This window comes from Ramlibacter sp. AN1015 (assembly GCF_037726105.1).
Lineage (GTDB): Bacteria > Pseudomonadota > Gammaproteobacteria > Burkholderiales > Burkholderiaceae_C > Ramlibacter.
In genome coordinates, this window is sequence record NZ_JBBJUM010000005.1 from 160,196 (window position 1) to 178,547 (window position 18,352).

Annotated in this window: 15 protein-coding genes and 1 pseudogene; 11 read left to right on the forward strand and 5 right to left on the reverse strand. The window is 68.8% G+C overall.

Annotated features, from left to right (window positions below; genetic code table 11):
- Positions 1–204: 204 nt before the first annotated feature.
- Positions 205–1,058 (forward strand): annotated as a pseudogene (locus WG922_RS10080) (gamma-glutamyl-gamma-aminobutyrate hydrolase family protein); the annotation flags it as partial.
- Between the two features lie 60 nt (positions 1,059–1,118).
- Here WG922_RS10080 and WG922_RS10085 read toward each other — a convergent pair.
- A complete protein-coding gene (locus tag WG922_RS10085) occupies positions 1,119–4,103 on the reverse strand; it encodes a DNA topoisomerase III (RefSeq protein WP_340282436.1) in 2,985 nt (994 codons plus the stop codon).
- A 129-nt stretch (positions 4,104–4,232) separates the two neighbouring features.
- Here WG922_RS10085 and WG922_RS10090 point away from each other — a divergent pair, with 129 nt between their 5' ends.
- From WG922_RS10090 to WG922_RS10105, 4 genes are read left to right on the forward strand one after another with little or no spacing between them, the layout of a single operon-like run.
- The gene (locus WG922_RS10090; protein ID WP_340282437.1) at positions 4,233–4,706 is read left to right on the forward strand and encodes an SET domain-containing protein; all 474 of its coding nucleotides are present in this window, start codon (positions 4,233–4,235) and stop codon (positions 4,704–4,706) included.
- The gene (locus WG922_RS10095; protein ID WP_340282438.1) at positions 4,703–5,482 is read left to right on the forward strand and encodes a biotin--[acetyl-CoA-carboxylase] ligase; all 780 of its coding nucleotides are present in this window, start codon (positions 4,703–4,705) and stop codon (positions 5,480–5,482) included. The genes WG922_RS10090 and WG922_RS10095 overlap by 4 nt, the downstream gene beginning before the upstream one ends.
- Positions 5,483–5,497: 15 nt before the next feature.
- A complete protein-coding gene (locus tag WG922_RS10100) occupies positions 5,498–6,175 on the forward strand; it encodes an SPOR domain-containing protein (protein ID WP_340282439.1) in 678 nt (225 codons plus the stop codon).
- Positions 6,176–6,200: 25 nt separating this feature from the next.
- Positions 6,201–6,863: a glutathione S-transferase family protein gene (locus WG922_RS10105; protein ID WP_340282440.1), complete on the forward strand. Its 663-nt coding sequence runs from the start codon at positions 6,201–6,203 to the stop codon at positions 6,861–6,863.
- Positions 6,864–6,950: 87 nt separating this feature from the next.
- Here WG922_RS10105 and WG922_RS10110 read toward each other — a convergent pair whose 3' ends face one another.
- The 3 genes from WG922_RS10110 to WG922_RS10120 are packed head-to-tail and all read right to left on the reverse strand — an operon-like array spanning position 6,951 to position 9,610.
- Positions 6,951–8,399, reverse strand: a complete 1,449-nt coding sequence (locus WG922_RS10110) for a sensor histidine kinase (RefSeq protein WP_340282634.1) — start codon at positions 8,397–8,399, stop codon at positions 6,951–6,953.
- A gap of 11 nt (positions 8,400–8,410) precedes the next feature.
- Positions 8,411–9,085 (reverse strand): response regulator transcription factor, encoded by a 675-nt coding sequence (locus WG922_RS10115; protein ID WP_340282441.1) that lies wholly within the window; start codon positions 9,083–9,085, stop codon positions 8,411–8,413.
- 45 nt (positions 9,086–9,130) lie between these two features.
- Positions 9,131–9,610: a MarR family winged helix-turn-helix transcriptional regulator gene (locus tag WG922_RS10120; protein WP_340282442.1), complete on the reverse strand. Its 480-nt coding sequence runs from the start codon at positions 9,608–9,610 to the stop codon at positions 9,131–9,133.
- 144 nt (positions 9,611–9,754) lie between these two features.
- On the opposite strand from WG922_RS10120, the gene recA reads away from it, so the two are divergent.
- Both recA and recX read left to right on the forward strand, forming a co-directional pair.
- Positions 9,755–10,843 carry a recombinase RecA gene (gene recA, locus WG922_RS10125; protein ID WP_340282443.1) on the forward strand — a complete coding sequence of 363 codons (1,089 nt, stop codon included), beginning with the start codon at positions 9,755–9,757 and terminating at the stop codon, positions 10,841–10,843.
- Between the two features lie 8 nt (positions 10,844–10,851).
- Complete coding sequence (recX, locus tag WG922_RS10130; protein WP_340282444.1) at positions 10,852–11,334, forward strand: recombination regulator RecX; 483 nt, start codon at positions 10,852–10,854, stop codon at positions 11,332–11,334.
- Positions 11,335–11,483: 149 nt separating this feature from the next.
- On the opposite strand, the gene argC is transcribed toward recX, so the two are convergent.
- Positions 11,484–12,413, reverse strand: a complete 930-nt coding sequence (gene argC / locus WG922_RS10135; protein WP_340282445.1) for an N-acetyl-gamma-glutamyl-phosphate reductase — start codon at positions 12,411–12,413, stop codon at positions 11,484–11,486.
- Between the two features lie 153 nt (positions 12,414–12,566).
- Between argC and sucC the strand changes: the two genes are divergently transcribed.
- The 4 genes from sucC (at position 12,567) to WG922_RS10155 (ending at position 18,351) form a co-directional block, all read left to right on the forward strand.
- A complete protein-coding gene (sucC, locus tag WG922_RS10140) occupies positions 12,567–13,730 on the forward strand; it encodes an ADP-forming succinate--CoA ligase subunit beta (protein ID WP_340282446.1) in 1,164 nt (387 codons plus the stop codon).
- Between the two features lie 10 nt (positions 13,731–13,740).
- On the forward strand, positions 13,741–14,634 hold the full coding sequence (sucD, locus tag WG922_RS10145; RefSeq protein WP_340282447.1) for a succinate--CoA ligase subunit alpha: 894 nt from the start codon (positions 13,741–13,743) through the stop codon (positions 14,632–14,634).
- 158 nt (positions 14,635–14,792) lie between these two features.
- Entirely contained in the window at positions 14,793–15,500 is a 708-nt protein-coding gene (locus WG922_RS10150) for a TerC family protein (RefSeq protein ID WP_340282448.1), read from the forward strand.
- 268 nt (positions 15,501–15,768) lie between these two features.
- A complete protein-coding gene (locus tag WG922_RS10155; RefSeq protein WP_340282449.1) occupies positions 15,769–18,351 on the forward strand; it encodes a CHASE2 domain-containing serine/threonine-protein kinase in 2,583 nt (860 codons plus the stop codon).
- Position 18,352: the final 1 nt, after the last annotated feature.

An 18,352-nucleotide genomic window follows, 5' to 3' on the forward strand; every position in this document is an offset into this window, starting at 1 on the left:
CTGCCGTTCGTCCTACGCCGCAGTGGGTGCTGCCGACGTAAGGTGGCGCGTATGGACAGGGATCGGGCTGACCCATCGGATGGCGTGCGTTCGGAGGTAGCGGATGCACAGGCGGGCGGCGGCGCGGCGTCGGCCCAGGCACCGCGCAGCACAAGCGGTGCCGCGCGATCGACGCGCCCCCAGCGCGTCCACAGCCGGCTCAAGATCGCGCTGTCGGCGTGCTTCTCCCATGCCGACCCCGCGCGCTCGCTCTTCACCGGCAAGACGCTGCAGTACGTCGAGCAGACCGTGGCGCACTGGCTGATGTCCACCGGCGCGATGGTGGTCATGGTGCCGTGTCCCACCGGCAGCACGGCGCGCGGCGGCGTCACCTACGAGCATTACGCGCAGTGGCTCGACGGGCTGGTGCTGCATGGCGGCGCCGATGTCTGGCCCGGCAGCTACGGCGAGGCGCCACTCGAGGAGCGCTGGTCGGGGGACCGCATCCGCGACGAGTACGACAAGGCGCTGGTCGAGGCGTTCGTGGCGCACGGCAAGCCGGTATTCGGCATCTGCCGCGGCTTGCAGCTGCTGAACGTCGCGTTCGGCGGCACGCTCTGGCAGGACATCGACACGCAGGTCCCCGACGCGCTGGTGCACCGCGACGCCAGCATCTACGACCACAACTTCCACAGCATCGACATCGTCCCGGACACCCGGCTCGCCTCGCTGTACCCGGGTGTCGAGCGGGTGCGCGTGAACAGCATCCACCATCAGGGCGTCAAGCGACTGGCCGACGAGTTCGTCGTGGAGGCCGTGAGCCACAGCGACGGCGTGGTGGAAGCGATCCGGCGCAAGGACCCGCGCGGCAGCTACATCGCCGCCGTGCAGTGGCACCCCGAGTGGCACCAGCCGGGCGCCAGTGGAACCATCGACGACAGCGCCCTGCTGCAGGACTTCCTCGATGCGGTGGCCGATGTGAAGGAAGCGGGCGAGTCGGCCGGACTGCCCGAGTGGGACGCGCACCCTGCGCGGCGCCGCGCCGTACGGGGGCGCTAAGGGCGGCTCTTGCGCGCCGCAGGTCCTGGGCCGAGGCCGGCGGCGCCGATGGCAGGACGCCTGCGGCCCGCAGCGCTCACTCAGCCCTGCGCCTGCAGGTGCTTGCCGACCAATCCGGCGAGTTCGAACATCGTGACCTGGGGTTTGCCGAACACCGCCCGAAGCTTGTCGTCTGCGTTGATCGCGCGCTTGTTGGTCGCGTCCTGCAGGCCGTTCGCCTTGATGTAGTCCCACAGCTTCTTGATGACCTCGGTGCGCGCCACCGGCTCGCTGCCCACTACGGCTGCGAGTGCAGGGCTCGGCATCAGCGTTCCGGCGGTCTTGCGCGGGGCTTTCGGAGCGGACTTCTTCGCAGCCGCGCTCTTGCCTGCCGCGGACTTCGCGGGTGCCGCGGCTTTCCGGCTCGCCGGCTTGGCGGCGCCGCCCGTGGCTGCGGCCCGCGCGGCCTTGGCGACCGGCGCGACCTTCGCTGCCGGCGCCGAAGCGCCCGTGCGCCCCGCGGTCTTGCGCGGAGGGAACTTGCTGGCCCGCGGTTCGAACTCGAAGTTCACCTTGCCGGCCTCCGCGTCCCAGGCCAGGAACGCCTTGAAGGCGCGTCGGGTGCGCGTGGAGACGAACTTGTCCAGCAGATCGGTCTTGCCCTGCGTGAGCAGCTTGTGCATCTGCGCGCGCTCGATGGGCTGCTGCAGAATGATCTGGCCGCTCTTGAAATCGCAGCTGGGAACCGCCTGTTGCGGTGTCGGCACGCTGCGCTCGCACACGTAGTTCTTGCCGAATTCGAACACCTGCGCGCCGCACTTGGGACAGGGCCCCAGCGCTTCCTGTCCGCTGAAGTCGATCAGCTCGCCGGTCTCCGACGGGTCGGTCTCGTCGCCGAAGTCGAACTCGAGCTTCCAGTTGCGTTCTTCTTCGTCGTAGCGCAGCGCGATCTCGGCGGTGAACGGCCAACCGGCCTTGGAGCGGAAGCCCTCGAGCGGACCGATGCGCTTGTCGCGCAGGAACTGCTCCACCTCGCCCAGTTCGAAGGCCCGCCCCGCCGGCATCTTGGTGAACGAGAAGCCGCAGGCGTCCTCGCCCGTGCCGCTGCGGCCGACGCAGCTGTAGCGCCGGTAGTTTTCCTTCACCTGGCCGCCGCAGTTGGGGCAGGGCGTCTGCAGGGTGGCGTAGTCGCCGGGCACGGTGTCGCGGTCGTACTCCTTGGCCTTCTGCACGATGCGCTGCGTCATCTCGGCGATCTGCTGCATGAATGCATCCCGACTGAGCTGGCCGCGCTCCATCTGCGCGAGCTTGTACTCCCATTCGCCGGTGAGCTCGGGCCGAGACAATTCCTCCACGCCGAGGCCGCGCAGCAGCGTCATCAGCTGGAAGGCCTTGGCCGTGGGAATGAGCTCGCGGCCCTCGCGCAGCATGTACTTCTCGTTGATCAGGCCTTCGATGATGGCGGCGCGGGTGGCTGGCGTGCCCAGCCCCTTCTCCTGCATCGCTTCGCGCAGCTCTTCATCTTCGATGTTCTTGCCTGCGGTCTCCATCGCGCCCAGCAGCGTCGCCTCGCTGTAGCGTGCCGGCGGCCGGGTCTTCAGGCCTTTGGCCTCCACCGACTGCGCCAGCACCTTCTCGCCGGGTTGGACGGCGACCAGCACCTTGCTGTTCTCGTCGCCCTCGACGTCGGCCTCCTTGCCCCAGATGGCGAGCCAGCCCGGGCGCACGAGCACCTTGCCGTCGGTGCGGAAGCTGTGCTGCTCGACCTGGCTGATGCGGGTGGTCACCAGGTACTCGGCGCTCGGGAAGAACACCGACAGGAAGCGCCGCACCACCAGGTCGTAGAGCTTCTGCTCGGCGTCGGACAGGCCGCTGGGTGCCTGCAGCGTTGGGATGATGGCGAAGTGGTCGCTGACCTTGGTGTTGTCGAACACGCGCTTGGTCGGCTTGACGTAGCCCTGGTCCAGGGCCTGGCGCGCGAACGGGGCCAGGTGCCCCATGCCGCTCTCGGCCAGCACCTGCATGGTCTGCTTGACCGTCGCCAGGTAGTCCTCGGGAAGCGCGCGTGAATCGGTTCGCGGGTAGGTCAGCGCCTTGTGGCGCTCGTACAGGCTCTGGGCCAGCGCCAGCGTCGTCTTGGCCGAGAAGCCGAAGCGGCCGTTCGCCTCGCGCTGCAAGGAGGTGAGGTCGAACAGCAGGGGCGAGGCCTGCGTGGTCGGCTTGGACTCTTCGGTGACCGTGGCGCGCTTGCCGCGCACGGCATCTGCGATGGCCTGCGCCTCGCGCTGCGTCCACACCCGGTCGGCCTTGAGCTCGGCATCCTCGGGATGCTTGCGCCACCTGGGGTCGAACCACTTGCCCGCGTACTCGCCCGCTTCGGCGGCGAAACTGGCGTGCACTTCCCAGTAGTCGCGGCTGACGAACTTGCGGATCTGCTCTTCGCGCTCGACCACCACGGCCAGCGTGGGTGTCTGCACCCGGCCCACGGTCGTGAGGAAGAAGCCGCCGTCGCGCGAGTTGAAAGCCGTCATCGCGCGCGTGCCGTTGATGCCGACCAGCCAGTCGGCCTCGGAGCGCGAGCGCGCCGCGTGGGCCAGGCCCTCCATCTGCCGGTCGGTGCGCAGCTTGTCGAAGCCGTCGCGGATCGCCTGCGGCGTCATCGACTGCAGCCACAGGCGCCGCACCGGCTTGCCCAGCGGCTTGGCGCCGCCGGCGTACTGCTCGATCAGGCGGAAGATCAACTCGCCCTCGCGTCCCGCGTCGCAAGCGTTCACCAGCTCGGTGATGTCCTTGCGCTTGGCCAGCCGGACCACCGCATTGAGCCGGCTCTTGGTCTTATCGACGGGCTTGAGGTCGAAGTACGGCGGAATCACCGGCAGGTGCGCGAAGCTCCACTTGCCGCGCTTGACGTCGAACTCCTCGGGCGCCTGGATCTCCACCAGGTGGCCGACGGCGCTGGTGACCACGTACCGGTCGTTCTCGAAGTGGTCGTCGTGCTTGTCGAACTTGCCCGCGACCGGCGTGAGCGCGCGCACGATGTCCTGCGCGACGGATGGTTTCTCGGCAATGACGAGTGTCTTGCTCATGTTTCGGCTGGATGGGTTGGTCCCCGGGGTCAGAGACGTCCGGGCAACGGGTTGTTCCTACAATCTCGGCTCTCGCGCGTACGCGTACACGCGCATGTGCACACATTCAACTTACCAGAGTTTCCGCAGATGGCAGCAGCACAGGGTGGGCGGGGCCGCAAGATCCAGGCGCGCCGGTCAGGCATTCACGGGCGCGGGGTGTTCGCGGTGCAGGACATCGCCGAAGGCGAGACCATCATCGAGTACGTCGGCGAGATCATCAGCTGGAAAGAGGCGCAGCGCCGCCACCCGCACGACCCCGAAGACCCGAACCACACCTTCTATTTCCACGTGGACGAAGATCGCGTCATCGACGCGCTGCGCGGCGGCAACACCTCGCGCTGGATCAACCACTCCTGCGACCCCAACTGCGAAGCCGACGAAGAAGAAGGCCGCATCTTCATCAAGGCGCTGCGCAACATCCGCGCCGGTGAGGAGTTGAACTACGACTACGGCCTGATCATCGACGAGCCGTACACGAAGAAACTGAAGGCGGAGTACCCCTGCTGGTGCGGCGCGCCGAACTGCCGGGGCACCCTGCTGGCGCCCAAGCGCCGGCGGTGAACGGCGCCATCGACTGGCCAGCGCAGGTCGTGGGCGAGCGGCTCGCGGCGCTGCTGCCCGGAGCGCGCCTGGAGATCGCGCCGACCATCGACTCCACCAATTCCGAGCTGATGCGCCGCGCCCGTGCCGGGCACTGCGACGCCGTCCTGCTGGTGGCCGAGCAGCAGACGGCCGGCCGCGGCCGTCTGGGGCGCAGCTGGCAAAGCGCGGTGGGCGACTCGCTCACCTGCTCGCTCGGGTTGCCGCTTGCGCCGCAGGACTGGTCGGGCCTGTCCCTGGCGGCAGGCGTGGCGGTGGCCGAGGCGCTGCACGCGGCCGTCGAATTGAAGTGGCCGAACGATTTGTGGATCGGTGGGCGCAAGCTGGGCGGCATCCTGGTCGAGACGGCCACGGCCTCCGGCGGCGGCGCCCTGCGCCGCCATGCCGTGATCGGCGTCGGCATCAACATCGCTGCGCGCTCCGCGCAGGGACTGTCCACCGCAGCGGCGGCACTGCGCGAGCTCTGGCCCGATGCAGACGCTGGAGCCGTCCTCGCGCGCGTCGGCCCGGCGCTGCTGCAGGCGCTGCTGGAGTTCGAGAGGGCAGGATTCGACGCGTTTGCCGCGCGTTTCGCAACGCGCGACCTGCTGCGCGGCCGCCCGGTGGTGCTCAGCGACGGCACGGTGGGCACGGCCTGCGGGGTGACCGGACAGGGCGCCCTGCTGGTGCATACTGCGGCGGGCATGATCTCCGTCACCAGTTCCGAAGTGAGCGTGCGCCCCGCGCCGGCGGCCTGATTCCGGCCTTCTCACATGCGCGTCGTGGTCCTCTTGCTGCTTCTGGCCAATGTGGCCTGGTTCGCCTGGGCTCAGGGCCTCTTGCGCGCCTGGGGCGCCGGACCGACGCCGCAATCCGAGCCGCAACGCCTGGAGCGCCAGCTCCGGCCCGAGCTGCTGCAGGTCGTGCCGCGCCGCGAAGGCGTCGGCAGCGCCACGGCGGCGGGGCCCTTGCGCGTCGCCCACTCCGCAGCCCCCGCGGCCACGGTGAGCTGCCTCGCATCGGACGTCCTCGATGCGGACACCGCCGTCCGTTTGGGCGAGCTGCTGGTGCACTGGCCCGCCGGCAGCTGGCAGCTGGAGGACGCGACGGAGCCGCCGCGCTGGATCGTCTACATGGGGCGCTATGCGAGCGTCGAACACCTGCAACGCAAACGCGCCGAGTTGCGCCAGCGCGGCGTTCCGTTCGAGGCGCTGGCAAGTGCGGCACTCGAGCCGGGGCTCTCGCTCGGCGGCTTTGCGAGCGAAGCCGAGGCGCGCGAGCGGCTGGAAGCGCTGGCGCTGCGGGGGGTGCGCACCGCTACCGTCGTGCAGGAGCGCGCGGGACGCAGCGGGCCGGCCTTGCGTCTGCTGGCGGCCGACGCTGCGCTGCAGGGCCGCATCGAGCCGCTGCGCGCGGCGTTGGCGGGCCACGCGCTGCGGCCCTGCGGTTGATGTTTACTTCCTTGGAGACCAGAAGATGACGATGAAGTTGTATTTCGCCCCGGGCGCCTGTTCCTTCGTGCCGCACGTGCTGCTCGAACTCGCCGGCGCGAGCTTCGAGCCGGTGATGGTGAAGCTGCACAAGGGCGAGCAGCACGGCGAGGCCTACCGCGCGATCAACCCGCGCGGACAGGTTCCGGTGCTGGTCGATGGCGACGCGGTGATCACGCAGATCGTTGCGATCGTGGGCTACCTGCACGACCGCTTTCCCGAGCAAGGCTTCCTGCCGACCGACGCCCTGGCCCGCGCGCGGGTGATGGAGCGGCTCGCGTGGGTGAACAACACCGTTCACCCGACCTTCACGCATGTCTTCATGCCCGAGAAGTTCACCTCGGACCCGCAGGCGCAGGCGGCCGTGAAGCAGTTCGCGGTCGCAAGCTATCGCACGCTGCTGCAGGAGCTGGAGGCTTTCGCTTCGACCGCGGTCGTGCAGGGGCAACCGTGGCTGGCAGGCGAGCGCGTCGGGCCGCTCGACGCCTATGCCCTCACGGTGCTGCGCTGGGGCGGCATCGCCGGCATCGATCCGACCAGCCTGCCGACGCTCTGGGCACAGGCACAGAAGCTCGCGCAGCTGCCGGCGGTGGCGCGCGTGATCGAGCGCGAGCGGCTCCAGCTGAACCTGTACCGCGCGGCGGCCTGAGGCGGGCCGACGCGCAGCTCGGCGTGGCGGGCGGTCGCCACCTGCCTCGCGCCGAAGCCCGTCTTTGGCTGTGGTCTTCGGCGGCGCTCAGGCGGGCAGCAGAGCGGCTTCTCGCAAAGGGAAGCGCACGCTGATGCGCGTGCCCGGTGGTGAGGCGCCCGGACGCGCTTCATCGATGCGGATCTCGGCGCCGTGCTGGCGCGCGATCTCGCGCACGATGGACAGGCCCAGGCCCGAGCCATCGACATTGGAGCCGAGCACGCGGTAGAACGGCTGGAACACCAGCTCCCGATCGGCCTCGGCAATGCCGGGGCCGCTGTCCTCGACCTGCAGCAGCACCATCCCGGCCGCAGGGTAGGGGACCACCCGCGCGGTGATCACCCCGGGTTGGGCTGCGCTCGACGGCGTGTAGTTGAGGGCGTTGTCCAGCAGGTTGGCGATGATTTCCTTGATCAGGGTCGGGTTCCCCTGCAGCCGCACGCCGGTTGCGCCCGGACCTGGCCCGTCGTAGCCGAGATCGATGCGCCGCTCCAGCGCACGGGGCAGGCACTCCTGCACCGCGTTGCGCGTGAGCTCGGCCAGGTCGCAGGTTTGCACGGCCATCGACTGGCCGCTCGCTTCCGCGCGCGCCAGCGCCAGCAGCTGGTTGACCGTGTGGGTGGCCCGCATGCTGGCGCGGCCGATCTGCTTGAGGGACTGCTTCAGGGCCTCGGCGTTGGTGTCCTCGCGCTGCGCCAGGTCGGCCTGCATGCGCAGCCCCGCCAAGGGCGTCTTGAGCTGGTGGGCGGCGCCCGCCAGAAAGCGCTTCTGGGTGGCGATGGAGTCCTTCAGGCGCGTCAGCAGGTCGTTGACCGAGGACACCAGGGGTGCCACCTCCTGCGGCACCGCCTTCTCGTCCAGCGGCGACAGGTCGTCAGGACTGCGGGCGCGGATGCGCTCCTCGAGCTGCGACAGCGGCTTGATGCCCCGCACCAGCGCCAGCCAGACCAGCAGCACGGCCAGCGGCAGGATGATGAACTGCGGCAGCATGACGCCCTTGATGATCTCGGTGGCCAGCACCGAGCGCTTGCCGCGCGTTTCTGCGACCTGCACCAGAACGGACTCCCCGCTTTGCAGCAGCAGCCAGGTGTAGGCCACGCGCACCGACTCATCGCGCATGTGGTCGTCGCGCAGCAGCACCTCGCCGAACACGGCCGGCTGCTCGCGCTGCGGGGCAGGCAGGTCGCGGTCTCCGCTCAGGAGCGTGCGGCCCGGACCGAGCACCTGGTGCCAGACCTGGTCGCTGTCGTCCGTGCGCAGCAGGACGTCGCCTGCGGTAGCCAGAGGCGTGGTCGATTGCCGGTCGTGGGTGCGCACCCGCTGCGCGAGCACCTGCACGCTGTGTTCCAGAGCTCGATCGAAGGGCTTGCCCGCGATGCTCTGGGCGACCACCCAGGTCAGGGCCAGGCTGATCGGCCACAGCAGCAGCAGCGGCGTGAGCATCCAGTCGAGGATCTCGCCGAACAGCGACCGCTGCTCGCGCTGGAAGAGGCGCACCGCCATGGCGTTCAGCCGGGGATCTTTTCGAGGCAGTAGCCGAGGCCGCGCACCGTGGCGATGCGGATCGGACCCTTCTCGATCTTCTTGCGCAGGCGGTGGATATACACCTCGATGGCGTTGTTGCTCACCTCCTCGCCCCATTCGCACAGCCGCTCGACCAGTTGGTCCTTGCTGACCAGGCGGCCGGCGCGCTGCAGCAGCACTTCGAGCAGCCCCAGCTCGCGCGCCGACAGCTCGAGCGTGCGGCCTTCGATGGTGGCCACCCGGCCGGTCTGGTCGTACACCAGCGGCCCGTGGCGGATGGTGCTGCTGGTGCCGCCCATGCCGCGCCGCGTGAGGGCGCGCACGCGCGCTTCGAGCTCCTGAAGCGAAAAGGGCTTGGCCATGTAGTCGTCGGCGCCGAGGTCCAGCCCCTTCACGCGCTCTTCGACGCTGTCGGCCGCGGTGAGGATCAGGACCGGGATCGTCGAGCCACGCGCCCGCAGGCGCCGCAGCACTTCCAGGCCATGCAGCCGCGGCAAGTCGAGGTCGAGGATCAGGAGATCGAACTCGTTGTTGGTCAGGAGCGCCGCGTCGGCTTCGCTGCCGCTGGAGATCTGGTCTGCAGCCGCTCCCGCGGCCCGCAGGCTGCGCAGCAGGGCATCGGCGAGCACCTGGTCGTCTTCCGCGATGAGAATGCGCATGCTTGTCTCCAAGAGCCGCGTCTGGCGCGTGGCTGCAGGGAAATTCTAGGCGGCCGGGCCAGCCCAGGCCTCCAGGCCCATGGTGACCACCGTCGCCACCGCTTCGCCGACCTCGGCGCGGAACTCGGCTTCGGCCTGATCGACCGCGGCGCGGAAAGCCTGCAGCCAGGCGAGACCATCGGGGGTGAAACGCACCAGGCGCGCCCGCGCATCGGCCGGGTCGGGCTCGCGCAGCACCAGCCCCCAGGCTTCGCACTGGGTGACGAGATCGCCCATGGCCTGCTTGGTCATGCCGGCCACCGCGGCGAGTTCGGTGAGGCGGGAACCCTGCAGCGCCAGGTGCCGCGTGATGTGGATGTGGGCTGCGCCGATCTGTCCACGGGCCGCCAGCCGTGAGAGCGCAAGCGGCGCGTCGGCGTCATGCGCCATCAGGTGCAGCACCCGGTCGTCGAAGCGCCGGCTGGCATGCCCCAGGAGCCGTCCGAGATGGGACCGGCGCCAGCCGTCGTCGGGGGTGTCGTGCATCTCCAAATCGTAAGGCAAACTGACCAAAAAACTGGAAGTTCTGCTTTCACAGGCCTTTACAGTACTGGTCAAGCATCCAGCGCGCATCCGGCGGGCATCGGATGCCGCCACCGCAAGCATTTGATTCACAAGGAGAATTTCCCCATGGATGCACAAGTCAAGGGCAGCAAGATCGCGCCGGCCAACGCCAACGCCGCCAATCCCGCAGACACCGAGAAGTCCAAGGCTCTGCAAGCTGCGCTGGCCCAGATCGAGAAGCAGTTCGGCAAGGGCACCATCATGCGGCTCGGCGAAGGCGAGAAGATCGAGGACATCCAGGTCGTCTCCACCGGATCGCTCGGTCTGGACATCGCGCTGGGCGTCGGGGGCCTGCCGCGCGGACGCGTGGTCGAGATCTACGGGCCCGAATCGTCCGGCAAGACCACGCTGACCCTGCAGGTCATCGCCGAGATGCAGCGCCAGGGCGGCACCTGCGCCTTCGTGGACGCCGAGCACGCGCTGGACGTGCAGTACGCCAACAAGCTCGGGGTGAACCTGCCCAGCCTGCTGATCAGCCAGCCCGACACCGGCGAGCAGGCGCTTGAAATCGTCGATAGCCTGGTGCGCTCGGGTGCCGTGGACCTGATCGTGATCGACTCCGTGGCCGCCCTGGTGCCCAAGGCCGAGATCGAAGGCGAGATGGGCGACTCGCTGCCCGGCCTGCAGGCCCGGCTGATGAGCCAGGCACTGCGCAAGCTCACCGCCACCATCAAGAAGACCAACTGCATGGTCATCTTCATCAACCAGATCCGCATGAAGATCGGCGTGATGTTCGGCAGCCCCGAGACCACCACCGGCGGCAACGCGCTGAAGTTCTACGCCTCCGTGCGCCTGGACATCCGTCGCACCGGCACCATCAAGAAGGGCGAAGAGGCCATCGGCAACGAAACCAAGGTCAAGGTGGTCAAGAACAAGGTGTCTCCCCCGTTCAAGACGGCCGAGTTTGACATCCTGTTCGGCGAAGGCATCAGCCGCGAGGGCGAAATCATCGACATGGGCGTGACCGCCCGCATCCTCGAGAAGTCGGGCGCCTGGTATGCGTACCAGGGCGAGAAGATCGGCCAGGGCAGGGACAACGCGCGCGAGTTCCTGCGCGAGAACCCCGAGCTCGCCTACGAAATCGAGAACAAGGTTCGCGAATCCCTGGGCATCCCGCTGCTGCCGCCTGCCGAGGGTGCAGGCAGCGCCGACTGAGAGGTGCCATGGTGCAGGCGCCGCTGTCGCTGAAAGGGCGGGCCCTGCGCCTGCTCTCGATGCGCGAGCATTCCCGCCTCGAACTCGAACGCAAGCTGGCCGCGCGCGAAACCGAACCCGGCGAGCTGCGCGAGGTGCTGGACGATTTGCAGGCGAAGGGTTTCATCAACGAGACGCGGGTCGCCGAATCGGTGGTGCACCGACGGGCGGGCCGGCTGGGCGCGGCACGGATCCGGCAGGAGCTGCAGGCCAAGGGCCTGGACAGCGAGCTGGTGGCGCATGCGGTGCATCAGCTGCGCGCGACCGAGCTCGCGCGTGCACGTGCCGTGTGGCAGCGCAGGTTCGGTGCACCGCCGCAGGACGCGGCGCAGCGCGCCCGCCATGCGCGCTTTCTGGCTGCGCGCGGCTTCGCGGGCGAGGTGATAAGGCAGGTGCTGGCCGGCGGCGCTTCGGAGGACGACTTCGATGAGGGCGAGGAGGGGCTGGCGTAGGGGGCGCAGGCCCACGGAACGTGACCGGGTGCGAACCCCACGAAGCCTCGAAGCGCGCGCCGCACGAAGCCACGAAGCCACGAAGCCACGAAGCCACCCAACTCGCGCGATGCTGCGCTACGCAGCTTGCTTCGAACCCCCGCCCGTTCTCAGAGACCCAGCATCAGCTTCAGGTTCTGCACGGCCGCGCCGCTGGCGCCCTTGCCCAGGTTGTCCAGCTGCGCTACTAGCACCGCGTGCTGGTGATCCATGTTGTGGAACACGCGCAGGACCATGCGGTTGCTGTCGTTCAGTGCCATCGGATCAAGCTTGCCCGACTCGGTGGCAGCCTGGACCGACACCCACTCGCTGCCTGCATAGTGGCGTGCCAGCGCCTCGTGCAGGTCCTGGGCCGACGGCTTGCCGGGCAGCAGGTCCAGGTGCAGGGGCAACTGCACCAGCATGCCCTGGCGGAAATTGCCCACCGAAGGAATGAAGATCGGCCGGCGGGTAAGGCCGGTGTAGCGCATGATTTCCGGCAGGTGCTTGTGCTTCAGTCCAAGGGCGTAGAGCTCAAAAGCAGGCGCCCGGCCGGCTTCGTAGTCCTCGATCATGGAGCGCCCGCCGCCGGAATAACCGCTGACCGAGGGCAGGTGCAGCGGCCAGTCGGGGGGGATCAAGCCGGCATCGATCAGCGGTCGCACCAGGGCAATGGCACCGGTGGCGTAGCAGCCCGGATTGCTCACGCGCCGGGCCGCCGCCACTGCATCGCGCTGGCCGGGCGCGAGCTCGGGAAATCCGTACACCCAGCCCTCTGCCGTGCGGTGCGCGGTCGATGCGTCGATGATCCGGGGACCGGTGCCCCGGGCCCGCTCGATCGCATCGACCATGGCGGCCGATTCGCGCGCTGCGTCGTCGTGCAGGCACAGGATCACCAGGTCCACTGCGGCCATGAGATCGCGCTTGGCCGACAGGTCCTTGCGCAGCGCGGGGGCGATGCTTACCAGCTCCACGGCGGGCATCTGCTCGAGCCGCTCGCGGATCTGCAGACCGGTGGTGCCGGCCTCGCCGTCAATGAAAACCTTGTGCGCTTTGGGCATGCTGCATCCTGGCGTGAGAGCCCGGCCGAGGCCCTCGGCAGCGGGCATTTGTCGCATCGCACCATGATACAGTCGGCGGCTGCTGCTTCGGCACCCGCATCCCGGCCTGCCTCATGCGCCGGGCACTCCCCAAGTTTCCCGAGAGAGTTCCTCATGAAGATTCACGAGTACCAAGGCAAGGAGATCTTGCGCAGCTTCGGCGTGCCCGTGCCGCGCGGCATCCCGGCGTTCACGGTGCAGGAAGCGGTAGAGGCCGCGCAGAAACTCGGCGGTCCGGTGTGGGTCGTCAAGGCGCAGATCCATGCCGGCGGGCGTGGCAAGGGCGGTGGCGTGAAGGTGGCCAAGTCCATCGACGACGTGAAGCGGCTGGCCGGCGAAATCCTGGGCATGCAGCTCAAGACCCACCAGACCGGCCCCGAGGGCCAGAAGGTGCGCAGGCTCTACATCGAGGACGGCGCCGACATCCAGCAGGAATACTACGTCTCGGTGGTCACCGACCGGGCCACGCAGAAGATCGCCTTCATCGCCTCCAGCGAAGGCGGCATGGACATCGAGGAAGTGGCGCATGCCACGCCCGAGAAGATCATCACGGTCTTCGCCGATCCGCTGAAGGGCCTCACCGACGAGCAGGCCCGCGAGATCGCCAGCGGCATCGGCATGCCGGCCGATTCCACCGCGCAGGCCGTCGATGTCTTCAAGAAGCTGTATCGCTGCTACATGGAGACCGACGCCTCGCTGGTGGAGATCAACCCCCTGAACCGCGACGGCAAGGGCAACATCATCGCGCTCGACGCCAAGTTCAACTTCGATTCCAACGCGCTGTTCCGCCACCCCGACATCGTGGCCCTGCGCGATCTCGACGAAGAAGACGCCGCCGAGATCGAGGCCAGCAAGTTCGACCTCGCCTACATCAGCCTGGACGGCAACATCGGCTGTCTCGTGAACGGCGCGGGCCTTGCGATGGCCACCATGGACACCATCAAGCTGTTCGGCGCCGAGCCCGCGAACTTCCTCGACGTCGGCGGCGGCGCCACGCCCGAAAAGGTGACGGAAGCCTTCAAGATCATGCTGAAGAACCCGAAGGTCAAGGCCATCCTGGTCAACATCTTCGGCGGCATCATGCGCTGCGACACCATCGCCACGGGCGTCATCACCGCCTGCAAGGCCGTCAACCTGAACGTGCCGCTGGTGGTGCGGATGAAGGGCACCAACGAGGAGCTCGGCAAGAAGATGCTGGCCGAATCGGGCCTGCCCATCATCAGCGCGGACACCATGGCCGAAGCGGCCCAGAAGGTCGTGGCCGCCGTCAAGGCTTGAAGGAATTCCCATGTCGATCTACATCAACAAAGACACCAAGGTCATCACCCAGGGCATCACGGGCAAGACCGGCCAGTTCCACACCGAGAAGTGCCAGGAATACGCCAATGGCAAGAACTGCTTCGTCGCCGGCGTGAACCCCAAGAAGGCCGGCGAGAAGATCTTCGACATCCCGATCTTCGGCTCGGTCAAGGAAGCCGCCGCACAAACCGGCGCTACGGTGTCGGTGATCTACGTGCCGCCGGCGGGCGCCGCCGCCGCGATCTGGGAAGCCGTGGAAGCCGACCTCGACCTGGCGATCTGCATCACCGAAGGCATCCCGGTGCGCGACATGCTCGAAGTGCGCAACCGCATGAAGGCCAAGGAAGCCGCGGGCGGCAAGAAGACGCTGTTGCTGGGGCCGAACTGCCCCGGCCTCATCACGCCCGACGAAATCAAGATCGGCATCATGCCGGGCCACATCCATCGCAAGGGCCGCATCGGCGTGGTCTCGCGCTCGGGCACCCTGACCTATGAGGCCGTCGCCCAACTCACCGAGATCGGCCTGGGTCAGTCCAGCGCCGTGGGCATCGGCGGCGACCCGATCAACGGCCTCAAGCACATCGATGTGATGCAGGCCTTCAACGACGATCCCGACACCGACGCCGTCATCATGATCGGCGAGATCGGCGGACCCGACGAGGCGGAGGCCGCCCGCTGGTGCAAGGACCACATGAAAAAGCCCATCGTCGGCTTCATCGCCGGCGTGACCGCACCGCCCGGAAAGCGCATGGGACACGCCGGTGCGCTGATCTCCGGCGGTGCCGATACGGCCGACGCCAAGCTTGCGGTGATGGAGGAGTGCGGCTTCAAGGTCACCCGCAACCCCTCCGAGATGGCCAAGCTGTTGAAAGCGCTGCTGTAAGCTGCTGTAAGCTCGGGAATGTCTCCTCGGCTGGCGCTCCTTGCCAGCCGGCGCCCACTGGCCGTTCGCGCGGCCAGCGGCCATGCACGGTGACCGTCCTTCACGTCCGCCCTTAACGCCAGATCAACTCGCCGGGCCACCGGCGGCACACAACTAGCATGGAAGCATTCGCCTCCCCCACCTTCTGGATCGCCGTCGGCCAGATCATCCTCATCGACATCCTGCTCGGCGGCGACAACGCGGTGGTCATCGCGCTGGCCTGCCGCGGCCTGCCGCCTGCGCAGCGCAGGATGGGCATCATCTACGGCACGGCCGGCGCCATCGTTCTGCGGGTCGTGCTGATCGCCTTCGCGCTGGCGCTGCTGGCGGTTCCGTACCTGAAGCTGGTAGGGGCGGTGCTGCTGCTGTGGATCGGGGTGAAGCTGCTGGTGCCGCAAGACGAGGACGAGCACGCCAACATCAGCCCGAGCGACAAGCTCTGGGGCGCTGTCAAGACCGTGATCGTGGCCGACCTGGTAATGAGCGTGGACAACGTGCTGGCCATCGCCGGCGCCGCCGAGAGCGCCGGCGATCACCAGCTGGGCCTGGTGATCTTCGGCCTGCTCGTGAGCATTCCCATCATCGTGGCGGGCAGCCAGATCGTGCTCAAACTGATGGATCGCTTCCCGATCATCATCACCCTGGGCGGCATGCTCCTGGGATGGATCGCCGGCCAGATGGCCTACACCGACCCCGCGGTCAAGCCCTTCCTCCCGGCCGACAAGAGCTGGGAGTACGCGGCGGCAGCGGCCGGCGCGCTGCTGGTGCTGGCCGTAGGCAAGCTGATCCAGCGCAGCCGGGCGGGCGGCGGTTCCGCAGCGGCCTGACGCTGGTGCCGGCCCGCAACACGCGGGCCGGTTTCTTCAGACCGCGCTTGTAACGACCTGTACGGTCTGCTACCTTCCCCGCAGCCTTGCGCCTCGGCGGTGACGCGGGCCGGCGCGTGGCGTGGAGCCCCGCCCCAACCGATTGACCAGACCGGGCGGTAGCACTCACGTGGGCAGGTTTTCTTCAGCAGCACACAGCACTTCATCCCACGGGCCGAAGCGCCGCAGCGTCTGGCGCGCCGATGCGCTGCTCGGACTGGTCGTGGTCATGGCGGTGCTGGCGCTTCACCTGGCCACGGACATCATCGGCACCCTCGAGCGCCGCTTCTACGACTGGGGCAGCACGCAGGGCGCGCGCGAGCCTTCGGACCGCGTCGCCGTCATCGCCATCGACGACGCCAGCATTGCGGCCATCGGCCGCTGGCCCTGGCCCCGAGACGTGCATGCTGCCCTGATCGACCGGCTTGCAGCTGCGGGCGCCAAGACCATCGTCCACACCACGCTGTTCGTCGAGCCGCAGACGGAGCGCGGCCTCGAATACATCCGCCGCTTGCGCGACGCGCTCCCGCCCGACGCCGACACCGGCCTTGCCCAGCTCGTGCGCGAAGCCGAAGAGGCCCTGGACTCCGACGCCAAGCTGGCCCGCAGCCTGCGCAGCGCGGGCAACGTGCTCCTGCCGGCGCTGCTCACCCTGGGGGAGCCTATGGGCCGACCCGAGCGCGCGCTGCCAGACTGGCTCGCGCGCACTACCGTGGCGGCGGCACCGGGCTTTGCCGTGGAGGCTCTGGCGGTGCAGGCGCCGATCGAGTCCCTGGGCGCTGTGTCGGCCGGCGTGGGACACCTGAACCTGATGGTGGACGTCGATGGAGCCGTGCGCGAAGTGCCGCTGCTCATCGACCTGCACGGGCAAGCCATTCCGTCCCTGGCGCTGCTGGCGGTTGCGCGGGACTTGAACCTGCAGCCCGGGGACCTGCAGTGGTCACCCGGCGAGGAGTTGCGCCTGGGGCGTCTGCGGCTGCCCACCGATTCCCAGTCGCGCATGTTGCCGCGATTTCCTGCCGGCGAACGCGCCGGCCGTCGCTCCGATCCGTTTCACGAGGTGCTGGCCGGCACCATCCCCGCAGAGCGCTACCGCGGCAAGACCGTGCTGATCGGCGCCACGGCGGCCGGAGTCGGCAGCAGCTTCGCCGTGCCGGGCCATCCCGCGCTGGCGCCCGTGGAGGTGCTGGCCCAGGTCACCTCCAGCATCCTCAGCGGCCACGCCGTCGGCCAGCCAGCCTGGGCCGCCCTGGCGGCGGCGGCGGCCGTGCTGCTGGTGGCAGCCTATCTGCTCGCATTGCTGCCCCGGCTGTCGGCGGGCTGGGGCGCAGCGGTCACCGCGGTGCTGTTCGCCGGGCTGCTGGGCAGCGAGTTCTTCGCACTCGCCCGCGCTTCGGTCTGGGTGCCCTGCATCCTTGCGGCCACGCTGCTGCTTGCCGGGCACCTGGCACTGACCACCCGGCGCTTCCTGGTGACCGAGTCCGGCAAGCGCCGCTCCGACGACGAGTCCGCCGAGACCAACCGCATGATGGGCCTCGCCCTGCAGGGTCAGGGCCAGCTCGACATGGCGTTCGACCGTTTCCGCCGCGTTCCGCTGGGCGACGCCTTGATGGACAACCTGTACAACCTCGGACTCGACTTCGAGCGCCGGCGGCAGTTCAATAAGGCGGAAGCGATCTACCGCCACATGGCCAGCTGGAACGCCGACTACAAGGACCTGCGTGCCCGCCTGGGTCGGGCCAGGAACCTGTCGGAGACCGTGATCCTCGGCGGCGCCAGCGGCACGGCGGGCGGCACGCTGGTGCTGGACGACGGTGCGGTGGAAAAGCCCATGCTCGGGCGCTACCAGCTCGAAAAGGAGCTCGGCAAGGGCGCCATGGGCGTGGTCTACCTCGGGCGCGACCCGCGCATCGGCCGCGCGGTCGCCATCAAGACGCTGGCGCTCGGCCAGGAGTTCGCCGGGGACGACCTCGAGGAGGCGCGGCGGCGCTTCTTCCGCGAAGCGGAGACCGCCGGGCGGCTCGCGCACCCGAACATCGTCACCATCTTCGATGCCGGCGAGGAGCACGATCTCGCCTACATCGCCATGGAGTTCCTGCACGGGCGCGACCTGTCCGAGCATGCGCAGGCGGCGCACCTGCTGCCCCCGGCCACCGTGGTCTCGATCGGTGCACGGGTGGCCGAAGCGCTGGCCTATGCCCACGAGCAGGGTGTGATCCACCGGGACATCAAACCCGCCAACATCATGTACGAGCCTGCCGCAGACCTGGTCAAGGTCACCGACTTCGGCATTGCCCGCGTGACCGACGCCAGCCGCACCCGTACCGGCACCATCCTCGGCACCCCCAGCTACATGTCGCCCGAGCAGCTGGCGGGTCGTCGGGTGGACGGTCGCACCGACCTCTACTCGCTCGCGGTGATGCTGTTCCAGCTGCTGACCGGCACGTTGCCGTTTCGCGGCGACTCGCTGGCCGAGATGATGTTCAAGATCGCCAACGAGCCCGCTGCCGACCTGCGCAGCGTCGCGCCGCAGCTGCCGCCGGCGCTCGCCGAAGCCATCGCGCGGGCGCTGGCCAAGGAGCCGGACGCGCGGGTGCCCGACGGTCTGGCCTTTGCCGCCGAGCTGCGCGCCTGCGAGCCTTCGCTGCGCGGCGTGCCCGCCCTGCATGCGCCGGCGCCGCAGGGCGTCGGCACGGGCGCCACTCGCGGCTATGATGCGACGCGACGCGTGCAGCAGGTCCCCACCCGCGACACGGAGCCGCCGTCCCCCGGCGCCGCGACGGCGCCGGATATCCGCAGGCTGGATGCCTGAG